Source organism: Bacillus sp. FSL K6-1338, assembly GCF_038006965.1.
Classification (GTDB): domain Bacteria; phylum Bacillota; class Bacilli; order Bacillales; family Bacillaceae_G; genus Bacillus_A; species Bacillus_A thuringiensis_S.
The window spans coordinates 821395-833565 of the sequence record NZ_JBBOWI010000001.1; the positions used below are offsets into that span (position 1 = coordinate 821395).

The window sequence follows — 12171 nt, forward strand, 5'->3', positions numbered from 1 at the left end:
TGATTTCAGCAGCTTTTCCCCCTTTATATATAAAGAGCGAGAGGAAGAGCTATGACAAAGGTGCAGCAGCGATTAATTTCTATTTTAGAGGAGTTTTTAGAAGAGAAATCGATGTTAAATCGAGCTTTTTTAGCGGGCCGTTTACATGTATCAACGAAGACGATTCAAAAGGATATAAAATTATTAAATGATATATTGGAAGAAAACGGAGCGAAAATCGAATCGCAAAGAGGGACTGGGTACGAATTAGAAATTATACAAACGAAGAAATTTGAAGACTTTTGTGTGAGTCTATTTCAAAAACAGACGGAAAAGATCCCAACTTCTTATGAAGAAAGAATAGCGTACATTCTGCAGCGTGTTTTAACGACAGAGGGATATGTGAAGCTTTCAGAATTAGCGGAAGAGATTTATGTGAGCAAATCAACGGTTAATTTAATTATGAAAGAAGTTACAGATATATGTGGTCGCTATAAATTACAAATTGAGAAGAGACCGTATTATGGTATACGTATTGTTGGAGAGGAATTTAATATTCGTTCTTGTTTATCACAATATGGTTTACCGCGTTATGACCATACTCCGTTTCATGAGCAATTTGAGCAGACGGAGACATATTTATCGCTACCTTATATATCACACATCCGTTCAATTATATTAAAGTATATTGAAGGTGGAACAATATATTTATCTGATATAGAAATTGATAATTTAGTCATTCATATTGCAATCGCATTAAAGCGTTGTCAAAGTCAACATTATATGAAAGAACTGCATACGGAGCAATCAGAACTTATAATAAAGAAAGAATATACAATTGCGAAGCAGATTTTAGGAGATTTAGAGAAAGAGTTGAAATTTTCATTTCCAGAAGAAGAAGTATTATATGTGACGATGCATTTATTAAGTACTGCTGTTACAACGAGAGATCGCTATGAAAATGTAGAAGAGCTATTAGGAAAAGATATATATGCATTTATGCAACATATTCTTTTTAAAGTAGCGGAAGAACGGAATCTTATTTTTTATTATGATGAAGAATTATTATTTGGATTTGGTATTCATTTAAAAACGTTATTAAATCGTTTGAAGTATAAGTTAAATACGAGAAATCCTCTTTTGGCAGAAGTGAAAAAGAATTATCCGTATGCTTTTGAAATTGCGGTTCTTGTTGGAGATATCATTGGTGAATATACGGGTGAATCGATCCCTGAAAGTGAAATTGGCTATATTGCAATTCACTTCGGCGGAGCGATGAGCCGTTTGCAGGAGCAAAATCAAAAGAAAAGATGCTTATTAGTTTGTGCGACTGGTCAAGGAAGTGCACAACTATTAAAATATAAAATTTTATCACAGTTCCGAGATAAATTAGAGATTGTAGGTATTACAGGCTATTATCAATTGAAAGTAGAAGATCTTTATAAAGAAAAAATAGATTGTATTATTAGTACGATTCATATACCGAGTGGCTTGCCTGTTCCAGTTATAAAAGTGAATTCAATATTTGATGATAAAGAGATTAAATCGATTGGTCAGCGGTTGTTTACGCATGTGAATAATAGTGTGCAGCCTTATATTAAGGAAGATTTAATTTTTTTAAATCATAGTGCTTCTACGAAAGAGGATGTTATTCAGTTTTTATGTGAGAAAGCTGCTGAGAAACATTATGTACAAGAAAACTTTTATGCTTCTGTTATGGAAAGAGAAAATACGTCTCCGACAGCGGTTGGGAATTCAGTTGCAATCCCGCATCCGATGCAGTTATTAAGTGAGGAAACTTTTTTGATGTTTTGCACACTTGAAAAGGCTGTTGATTGGGGAGATAAAAAAGTACAAGTAATTATTTTATTTAGTGTAAAGCGCAATAATAATGAAGATTTGCAAAGGCTTTATGATTTTTTATATGATATTATGTCTAGTCAAACTACGATAGAGAAACTTACTCAGACCGAGGTAATTGAAGATTTTCAAGAGATTTTATTATCATTTTGAAAAAGTATATAAAAACTTCCGTTACATAACGGAAGTTTTTTATGTTTAATTGTATGCGTTTTCATAATAAGATAAAAATATAGAAAACATATAGCTTGGGGGAATTTAAAATGGCTGATATGCAAACTCCATTTGCATTAATTTTACATGGTGGCAATGCGAGAAGTGCAGCGCTTGAAGCAATCGCTTTTGCAAGACAAGGAGATTTTGAGAATGCGGGTGAAAAGATGAAACTTGCTAGTGAGGAAATTTCAGCAGCACATCGTATTCAAACGGATTTAATTCAAGAAGAGGCAAGAGGAAATCATACAGAAATCAGTTTACTGTTAGTGCACGCACAAGACCATTTAATGAATGCAATTACAGTGAAAGAACTAGCTGAAGAATTTATTACTCTTCATAAACGAGTAGAAGAGAAAGTGACAGTATAAGATGTATATTTTATTATGTTGTGCAGCAGGCATGTCAACGAGTATGGTCGTAAGAAAAATGCAAGAAGAGGCAAAGAAACAGGAGAAGAATTATAAAATTAAGGCGGTTGATTCAGAACTTGTGAAACTTGAAATAAAAGAAGCCGATGTCGTTTTAATCGGTCCACAAGTGAAATATTTATTTCCAGCTGTAGAGTTTCTTGCAAACTCATACAACATACCAGTTGCAATTATAGACCAACGAGATTATGGCATGTGTGATGGTTTGAAAGTGCTTAGGCAAGCAGAACAATTAGTTTTAGCATAATTATATCTTTTTAAATATAAACATTATAATGTTATAAAGTTTATTTCATTCTTTTATAGTAGAGAGAAAGAGGAGGGCTATTGATGAATGGGTTTATGAGTTTTATGGAACAAAAGATTATGCCAACAACGCAAAAGATTGCAGGACAACGACATTTATTGGCAATTCGAAATGGGGTTATTTCTACATTACCGTTAACGATCGTCGGGTCATTTTTCGTTATCTTTTTAAATTTACCAATTGATGCATATATGGAATGGATTGCACCGTTTCGCCATATTTTAGATATTCCATTCCGATTTACAGTAGGACTAATGGCCTTATACGCAGCGTTTGGAGTAGGGGCTTCGCTCGCGAACTTTTATCAGCTCAATCAATTAAGTGCAGGGCTACTATCTGTACTCGCCTTTTTACTAGCATCAGTTGAACCAATTCAAATTACGAAAGCTGTACCAGGTGTTATTGATGCAGGTCGATATATTTCAGTAGGAACACTAAGTGCAACGTCTTTATTCGGCGCAATTGTGACAGCATTAATTGCAGTGGAAATTTATCATTTTATGATTAAGCATAATATCTCAATAAAATTACCAGACAGTGTACCACCAGCAGTTTCAAATTCGTTTGCAGCATTAATTCCAACATTAGTAGTTATTCTTTTATTCTGGGGCATTCGATACGGTTTGAAATTCGATGTAAATACAACAATTACATACTTAATCGCACCATTAAAATCAGTACTAGTAGGAAATAGCTTATTCGGTGGTTTATTAACAGTATTCTTAATCGTGTTCTTCTGGTCATTTGGTATACATGGACCGGCAATTTTAGGACCAATCATTCGTCCGATGTGGGATTCCGCAATTCTTGAAAATATGGAAGTGTTCACGGCTACAGGAAATGCACATCAGTTACCAAACTTATTTACAGAGCAGTTCATTCAATGGTTCGTATGGATTGGCGGATCTGGCTCAACGTTAGCTTTAGTAATTATGTTTATGTTCTCTAAATCTAAGTTCCTAAAAGAGTTAGGTAGATTATCATTCGTACCAGGTTTATTCAATATTAACGAGCCAATTATTTTCGGGGCACCAATTGTAATGAACCCAATCTTAATTATTCCGTTCGTTATTACACCGTTAGTGACAACGACAGTATCATATTTCGCAGTTGTTTCAGGTATGATTCCACTCATGATGGCGAAATTGCCATTTACGATGTTAGCACCAATTGCAGCGGTGATTAGTACGGACTGGACAATTATGGCTGGTGTACTTGTACTTGTTAACTTTGTAATCTCATTCGTTATTTACTATCCATTCTTCAAAATGTATGAGAAACAACAATTAGCAGGAGAGGAGAAAACAGAATGCTCGGAGCAATTATCATCTTAATTACATTTGTGATCGGACAGTGTATTGCCCATTATTCGAAATGGGTACAAAGTAAATCCTTATTAGTGTTACTGCTAGTATCAGTTTTATTTATCGGTTGTTCAATGGGTGCATATGTAATGTTAGGTCTACACTCACCGTACGTAATTATTGTACCGACAATTTTATGTGCAACATGTTTATCTGCAAAATATAGATTTACGAGCATGGCATTAATACAACGTGTGAAGGAGATGCAAAAGCATGGAGCGTAAATTAGGGATTTCACTTTATCCAGAACATTCAACGAAAGAAAAAGATATGGCTTATATTTCGTCAGCGGCACGACACGGTTTTTCAAGAATATTTACTTGTTTGTTATCTGTGAATCGTCCGAAAGAAGAAATTATAGCTGAATTTAAAGAGATTATTAATCATGCGAAAGATAACAATATGGAAGTTATTTTAGATGTAGCTCCAGCTGTGTTTGATCAGCTTGGTATTAGTTATAGTGATCTATCATTTTTCGCAGAGTTAGGTGCAGATGGTATTCGATTAGATGTAGGCTTTGACGGATTGACGGAAGCGAAAATGACGAATAATCCGTACGGTTTAAAAATCGAGTTAAATGTAAGTAACGATATTGCGTACTTAGAAAATATTCTTTCGCATCAAGCGAATAAATCAGCTTTAATTGGTTGCCATAATTTTTATCCGCAAAAATTCACTGGTCTTCCGTACGATTATTTCATTCGCTGTAGTGAACGCTTTAAAAAGCATGGTATTCGCAGTGCAGCCTTTATTACATTACATGCCGCAAACATCGGTCCATGGGATATTAACGACGGATTATGTACGTTAGAAGAGCATCGTAATTTACCAATTGAAGTACAAGCGAAGCATTTATGGGCAACAGGGCTAATTGATGATGTCATTATCGGAAATGCTTATGCAAGTGAAGAGGAGTTAGAAAAACTAGGAAATTTAAATCGCTACATGTTACAGCTAAAAGTGCACTTTGTAGACGAAGCGACTGAAGTAGAGAAGAGAGCTACGCTGCAAGAATTACATGTAAGACGCGGCGACATAACAGAGTATATGATACGTTCTACAGAAGTGCGTAAAAAATATAAAGACTATGACTTTCCAGTGCGCGAAAGTGTGCTACAGGAAAGAGGGCAAGTTGTAATTGGTAATAACTCATTCGGAAAGTATAAAGGTGAACTGCAAATCATTTTAAAAGAAATGCCGATAGATGAACGGAAAAATATCGTCGGTACAATTGCGGAAGAGGAGTTATTCTTACTAAATTATGTAGGAGCTTGGACGCAGTTTACTTGTGTGGAATAGAGAAGAGAAGGAGAGGATGCTGTGGCATCCTCTTTTTTCTATTGATATAGTAGTCTATCGTATATAGAATGCAAAGAGATAGATTTCATTTGGACGGGAGAGAAGGAGATGGAAGAGTATATAGATGATTTATTAAGGCGGATGGCTGATGAAGAAACAGAGATTTGGCATCGTGCGTATGATGAAGCAAAAGCGTTAAATGACTTATTAACTTTTCCTTATTTACAGCAGAAGGTAATCAAAGCAAAAAAGGTATCTATGAAGAAAGATATTTATTATTTAATGACGAAACTCGCCATCAATACGAAGGAAATCTATATTGCTGATTATCTTATAGATCGTTTGGAATGTGAACAAATCCCGACTTTGTTAAGTGAACTGCTTAGTAATATTTATACATTGCCAGAAGTAAGTAGTACAAATAAAATCATTCCGTATATTTATCATAAAAACGATAGTGTTCGTTATTGGGCAGTTGCTTCCTTAAAGTTATATAAATCGTTAGAAGCGGAAAGTGCGTTGCTAAAGTTGCTGGATACTGAAGAAAATAAAGATGAGATTACACATATTTGTTATACATTGCTTGAGATTGGAACGAAGCAATCGATTCTGCCGTTAACAAAGCTTTTATATGGTAATAGTGTCTATGTTCGTTCAACCGTTATTGAGGTTTTAGCAAAAATAGGGGGATCGGACTTACAAATAGTTTATATTGAAGCTTTACATGATAGAAATGTGATGGTGAAATATGAAGCTGTTCGAGCTATTTATACGTATGGCGACGAAATGGCAATGAGAGCAATTTGCGAACGTGTGAATAAAATTGTTGCTAGAAGACGTAAAAATGAAGTAGAGCCTACGGATGAAGCAGAGATTATCATTGCTCTTCGTTTCTTACATAAGTTTGCTAATCATGAAGAAGTTTTAAAGATATTTGATAAAGTGTACAAAAAACGTGGAAACTTGTTTATGTCGGAGAGGGAGTGGCTTCGACATAATATTACTTACTTTCAAGAGAAAGAAAGCATGTAAGAATCATAAAAAAGAGCCAGCCTCAACGATGAGACTGACTCTTTTTTATAACTAGTTTAATACTTTAACTGTAACTGTTTTACGTCCCCAGCTACTTGATGTGCCTTTATCTGGCATTAAAACGTCGATTTTATTACCTTTAATAGCCCCACCAGTATCACCAGCGATTGCTACTCCGTAACCTTCAACCCATACTTTTGAACCTAATGGAATGACACTTGGATCAACTGCAATTAGTTTCATGTTTGGATTAGCTGTTAAGTTATGACCCATAGCTGATTTTACTTGGTCGCCTGCTTTATAGCCATTTTCAAGTGGATCTGCTGTGTAAGCTGTTGCTACAACACGTAACTCACGAGAAGATGATGGTGTACTTGTTTCAGTTTCTTTTGCAGCAGGTTGTTGTGTAGCTGGTTTTTGAGCTTTAGCCGCTTCACGAGCTTCAGCTGCTTCTTGAGCTTTAGCCGCTTCACGAGCTTTAGCTGCTTCTTGAGCCTTAGCCGCTGCTTGAGCTTCAGCATCTGCTTGAGCTTTAGCTGCTTCACGAGCTTTAGCCGCCTCTTGAGCTTTAGCTTCTGCTTGAGCTTCAGCATCTGCCTGAGCTTTAGCTGCTTCTTGAGCCTTAGCTGCTTCACGAGCTTTAGCCGCTTCTTGAGCCTTAACTTCTGCTTGAGCTTCAGCTGCTTCACGAACTTTAGCTGTATCTTGAACTGTAGTTGTTTTTTCAACTTTAACTACTGGCTGAACTTTAATTGGAGCTTTACCTGTTAAGTAAGGAACATGAACATAAGCTGTTTTTCCGTTATATTCAAATTGAATCCAATCATTTTGTACTTGGTGTGTTGTTTCGATTATATCATCTTTTTTCAACTTACCAAGAATCTCTGAATCTGTGTTTGCACCAGCACGTACGTTTAATACGTTTGCTGTTACGTAGTAAGTGTCTTTTGTATAGTCAGCGCTTATGAAAGCTTCTTTACCGCTATTCAATTGAACTTTTGACCAACCATTTTCTGTATGTAAAACATTTACTTTATATCCATCTAATAATTTTCCTACAACTTTTGATTCAGTAGTTGGGTTTTCTCGTACGTTTAGTACGTCAGTCGTTACGATTGTTTCTGCTTTAGCAGATGTTGTGAAAATCCCAAGACCAAAAACCGCTGCTGTTGCTATACCCATAAATTTTTTCATAATAGCCTCCATTGCATTTGTTTTCGTTGACCTCATTATAGCAACCATTATTTTCTTATTTGCGAAAAACATATAATTACAAAGCTTTCGTAACGGAGCATTAATATTCTGTAACAATTCCATAAATATCCTGATAGCGCTTCCTTGTTGTTTTTTTGGCGTATCAGGGCATATAAAACACAAAATGAGTAGCATTTCAATTACTATAACATTAATAATATTACAGTAATATTTCTCTTGAATGTCTGTAGTGTTACAAGAATGATGTATTTTACTGTTTGAATGAAAAATTAGTTATGAAATGATAATGTTTTTAGGTGTGAAAACATATAAACGAGGTGAAATTTAATAAAATATCGATATAATTGTTACAAAGTCAGTCGATGTATGGAAAAAATTACGCCTTGATTTTCGTCTGTTACATAGTATTTTTGCAATAATAGGATTAGATAATAGCCTTAGTACCTATAAATAATGAAGAGTAATAGAATGATAGTTGTAACGTGAAACATATATAATAGAAGAAACTCGATTTAATAGGTAAATAAAAAACGCAGGAGTGTAAACTCCTACGTTTTTGTTTATTCATATCGTAAACATTCAATTGGATCAAGTTTTGCAGCTTTGTTAGCTGGTAGTAGTCCGAATGCAATACCGATCAGCATTGAAATACCTACTGCAAGAAGTCCAAGTTCTTTTGAGACAACGAGTGGCCATCCAGCAAAGATTGAGACGATCCAAGCGAAGAAAATACCGAGCATGAATCCGATGAAACCACCAAGTCCTGTTAAAATACAAGATTCGATTAAGAATTGTGTTAATACTTTACCACGTGTTGCACCAAGAGCTTTACGAATACCAATCTCACGTGTACGTTCTGTTACAGATACGAGCATGATGTTCATTACACCGATACCACCAACAAGTAAGGAGATAGCAGCAATACCACCGAATACCATTTTCATCATACCGATTGATTCGTCTAGTTGTTTCGTAAATTCACCTAAGTCTTGTGCTTCGAATTTGTGCTCAAATTTAGGAGCTTTCAGTTCGTTTAAGACAGAAACGGCTTGTTTTTCTACACTTTTACGTTCTGTCGGAGAGGTCATTGTTAATCTTACGGAGTCATACTCATTTACTCCTGAAATTACAGGTGCATTTTCAAGTGATGTATAACCTTCAGGCATAGGCATTCCAAAGTCGTTTTTCGTTTCGTATACACCGACTATTTTATAAGGCTTTCCTTTTATATCTGTGTATTGGTTTGATTCCCAACCACTAAATAATTTGTTGAAAGCTTCTTCATTTAATATAACAGCAGGGATTGCTTGGTTTAGTTCACTGTCATTTAATTCACGACCGTGAACTAATTTTATTTTCGAATCTTTCATAAAGGCGCCTGTTCCACCTTTTAAATCAAGATTTACATCTTTTGAACCAGCAGATGCTTTTACTTTCATACTTACGTCTGGATATACATCTTTAACGCCTGGTACAGTTTGCAGACGGTTTAGCATATCAGGTGTGATTTTGGCACTATCTGTTCCGTAATCAGGATTGTTGTAGTAAATCGTTACTTCGTTATCTTTTCCTTGGCCTAATTCTTTTTTAAACTTTGCGTTTGTACCATCACCCATTGAAATGATAGTAATAATGGCACTAATACCGATAATAATACCTAGCATCGTTAAGATGGAACGCATTTTATGAGCAAAGATAGAGGAAAGGGCCATGCGTATATTTTCACTCGTATTCAAAATTAACCTCTCCAATCTTGGACGACATTTCCGTCACGAATTACAATTTGACGTGCTGCAGCTTCCCCAATTTCACGGTCATGGGTAATCATAATGATTGTTGAGCCTTGTTTATTTAATTCGTAAAAGAGGTCCATAATTTGTGTACTTGTTTTCGTATCAAGTGCTCCCGTCGGTTCATCGGCTAAAATGAATTTTGGGTTATTTACGATTGCGCGGGCAACGGCGACACGTTGCTTTTGACCACCGGATAATTCGTTTGGTAAGTGAGTAGCGCGATCAGCTAAACCGACTTTTGTTAAAGCGGCTAATGAGCGTTCGCGTCTTTCTTTTTTATCAACTCCAGCGTAAATAAGAGGTAGCTCTACATTTTGAAGTGCTGTAAGTCTCGGTAATAACATGAAGTTTTGGAATACGAATCCGATTTCTTTATTACGAACATGTGCAAGTTCTGTTTCAGACATGTTTGAAATGTTTTGTCCAGCTAGTTCGTACGTACCCGTCGTCGGTTTATCTAAGCAACCAATAATGTTCATTAATGTTGATTTACCAGAACCAGAAGGTCCCATAATAGAAGTGAATTCTCCTTGATTCAGTGTTACGTCAATTCCGTGTAATATTTGAACGGATTCTGCACCATTTTGGAAGGATTTCGTGATGCCTTTTAAGTTAATCACTGGGCGACAACCTCCATACCATCTTTTAAGTCTTTTTCAGGTTTAGAGATAACTTCCTCTCCTTTTTTCACTCCAGAAACTTTTGATTCGCTATCAGTCTCGAATTCAACAGTAACTGCTTGTTCTTTCGCTTTACCGTCTTTTACAACGAAGACAACATTTTTGTCACCTTTTTTCACGATACTGCTTTTCGGAACAATTGTACCAGTTGCTTCGCCAGATTTACTTGTTACGTATACGTGGAAGCCGTTTTGTAGTTCGTCACTATTATCTAATGTGACAGTGAATTGATAGTTAGAAACAGTTTTATTTTCATCCATGCTCTTTAATGGTGTAGAACCGATTTCTGTTACTTTTCCTGTCCAAGTCTTACCAGCGACAGTTTTTGAGGAAACAGTTACTTCTTGCCCAACTTTCATACTAGCAAGCTCATATTCAGAAAGTTGACCTTTTACCTTGAATTGACCAGCGTGACGAAGAGTAATTCCGCTCATACCTGTTTTTTCGTCAGCAGTTTTCACGATATCATCAATTACGCCATCAGCAGGACTTGTTACAGAAAGTGTGTTTACTTTTTCTTTTGCTGCTTTAATCATTTCATCAGCTTTTTCAACTTCAAACTTTTTCATTTCAAGTTGTGATTCTAATTGCCCAACTTCAACTTCTGATGCTTTTAATGCTTCAGAAGGAAGGCCTGCATTTTTATCTTTTTGTAATTTTTGTTTCGCTGCATCAATTTGTTTTTGAAACAACGTTACTTCTTTTTGTGCGATTTTCTTTTGCATTTCTGCTTCTGTTACACCTTGTTTAGCAGTAGGGTCATTGTATTTAAACAGAAGCTGACCTTTTTTCACTTCATCGCCTTTTTTTACAGCTAATTCATATGTTCCTTTTGTTGGATCGAATGAAATAGTTTCAATTCCGTTTGGAATAACTTCGCCACCAAATTTTTGCGCGTTTTGGATTTGTTTTTCAGTTACTTTATATCCGCTATATGCCATTGCTACTTCTGAACCGCCACCACCAGCAAATGCAAAGTATGATCCAGCTGCAATTCCAATTGCTACTACACTAGTAATTAACACTTTATTTTTCTTTTTCATCTATTTATCACCTTTTCGTTCGTTTTAGTATCTACATTAAGTATAGAAGAGGTGAAGAATCTGACAAATCGTTTTAGCTTACAATAACCTTACAGTTTTGTAAGGTATGAATATGTAAATGTAAGGTAGAGGTTGTCCTAGTATAAGCAAATGAATTGACTCGTTGTTTCTTTCTTACAATAATATTGTATGAAGGAGAGGAGGAAGGAAGATGGAAGCTTATTTTAGTGCGCATCCATTAAAATCGTTTATTCCATACTCAAGACAACACGTCCTTATATTATTTATTATGTTGGTGGGGATATTTTTTCTGTATCAATACCAAGATTTATTGCGTCAAAGTGAGTGGAATATAACGGTTCGATATGCGATTGCATTTTTATTTATAGGTAGTGAAATTGGGCTCTATATGTGGGAGTGGAAAGCGGGGATTTTTGAGCTAGCTACTTCATTACCGTTTGAGTTATGTACGATTAGTTTATTATTAGCGTCGATTATGATTGTAACGAAAAGTTATCGCATATATGAGATTGTATTTTTTACAGGAATTATTGGTGCATCACAAGCCATTTTAACGCCGAACTTGCAGTATACTTTTCCACATTTTCGTTTCATTGAATATTTCATCGCACATGTATTGCTCATTTGGGCACCGCTCTTTATGACTTGGGTAGAAGGGTATCGTCCTACATTACAATCTATTAAACGTACGATGATATTTTTAAACATATTGATTCCGATTGTTTCGTTTGTAAATTACAAAACAGGCGGTAATTATATGTTTTTAGCTCATAAGCCAGAAACTGCTTCATTACTCGATATGTTAGGGCCGCATCCTTACTATATTATTTCATTAGAAATAGCTGCGCTTATTGGATGTTACACTTTGTATATGCCGTTTGCGAAAAGAGAGAGGCATGCGCATAAAGAATCACTAGGATCATAGCCTAGTGAT

Annotated in this window: 12 protein-coding genes; 8 read left to right on the forward strand and 4 right to left on the reverse strand. The window is 35.6% G+C overall.

The features are described from left to right. Positions 1 to 51: 51 nt before the first annotated feature. The 7 genes from NZ044_RS04325 (at position 52) to NZ044_RS04355 (ending at position 6485) form a co-directional block, all read left to right on the forward strand. Entirely contained in the window at positions 52 to 1992 is a 1941-nt protein-coding gene (locus NZ044_RS04325) for a BglG family transcription antiterminator (protein WP_000170103.1), read from the forward strand. A 110-nt stretch (positions 1993 to 2102) separates the two neighbouring features. Further along, on the forward strand, positions 2103 to 2423 hold the full coding sequence (locus tag NZ044_RS04330) for a PTS lactose/cellobiose transporter subunit IIA (RefSeq protein WP_000774625.1): 321 nt from the start codon (positions 2103 to 2105) through the stop codon (positions 2421 to 2423). 1 nt (position 2424) lies between these two features. Beyond that, on the forward strand, positions 2425 to 2730 hold the full coding sequence (locus tag NZ044_RS04335) for a PTS sugar transporter subunit IIB (RefSeq protein WP_000275633.1): 306 nt from the start codon (positions 2425 to 2427) through the stop codon (positions 2728 to 2730). 83 nt (positions 2731 to 2813) lie between these two features. Next, positions 2814 to 4124, forward strand: coding sequence for a PTS sugar transporter subunit IIC (locus tag NZ044_RS04340; protein ID WP_098506228.1), 1311 nt, complete (start codon positions 2814 to 2816; stop codon positions 4122 to 4124). Next, positions 4100 to 4378 (forward strand): hypothetical protein, encoded by a 279-nt coding sequence (locus NZ044_RS04345; RefSeq protein WP_000900039.1) that lies wholly within the window; start codon positions 4100 to 4102, stop codon positions 4376 to 4378. Before NZ044_RS04340 ends, NZ044_RS04345 begins: the two co-directional genes overlap by 25 nt. Continuing rightward, the gene (locus NZ044_RS04350) at positions 4368 to 5453 is read left to right on the forward strand and encodes a DUF871 domain-containing protein (RefSeq protein WP_340949577.1); all 1086 of its coding nucleotides are present in this window, start codon (positions 4368 to 4370) and stop codon (positions 5451 to 5453) included. Before NZ044_RS04345 ends, NZ044_RS04350 begins: the two co-directional genes overlap by 11 nt. A 108-nt stretch (positions 5454 to 5561) precedes the next feature. Beyond that, the gene (locus NZ044_RS04355) at positions 5562 to 6485 is read left to right on the forward strand and encodes a HEAT repeat domain-containing protein (RefSeq protein WP_000393375.1); all 924 of its coding nucleotides are present in this window, start codon (positions 5562 to 5564) and stop codon (positions 6483 to 6485) included. Between the two features lie 51 nt (positions 6486 to 6536). On the opposite strand, the gene NZ044_RS04360 is transcribed toward NZ044_RS04355, so the two are convergent. The 4 genes from NZ044_RS04360 to NZ044_RS04375 form a co-directional block, all read right to left on the reverse strand. After that, on the reverse strand, positions 6537 to 7802 hold the full coding sequence (locus tag NZ044_RS04360) for an SH3 domain-containing protein (protein ID WP_340949578.1): 1266 nt from the start codon (positions 7800 to 7802) through the stop codon (positions 6537 to 6539). Between the two features lie 458 nt (positions 7803 to 8260). After that, positions 8261 to 9412, reverse strand: coding sequence for an ABC transporter permease (locus NZ044_RS04365; protein ID WP_003309116.1), 1152 nt, complete (start codon positions 9410 to 9412; stop codon positions 8261 to 8263). Positions 9413 to 9438: 26 nt separating this feature from the next. Then, positions 9439 to 10113: an ABC transporter ATP-binding protein gene (locus NZ044_RS04370; RefSeq protein WP_000609101.1), complete on the reverse strand. Its 675-nt coding sequence runs from the start codon at positions 10111 to 10113 to the stop codon at positions 9439 to 9441. After that, positions 10110 to 11216 carry an efflux RND transporter periplasmic adaptor subunit gene (locus NZ044_RS04375; RefSeq protein ID WP_000728803.1) on the reverse strand — a complete coding sequence of 369 codons (1107 nt, stop codon included), beginning with the start codon at positions 11214 to 11216 and terminating at the stop codon, positions 10110 to 10112. Before NZ044_RS04375 ends, NZ044_RS04370 begins: the two co-directional genes overlap by 4 nt. 211 nt (positions 11217 to 11427) lie before the next feature. Between NZ044_RS04375 and NZ044_RS04380 the strand changes: the two genes are divergently transcribed. After that, on the forward strand, positions 11428 to 12162 hold the full coding sequence (locus NZ044_RS04380; RefSeq protein WP_000388717.1) for a YwaF family protein: 735 nt from the start codon (positions 11428 to 11430) through the stop codon (positions 12160 to 12162). The last annotated feature ends 9 nt before the right edge of the window (positions 12163 to 12171 follow it).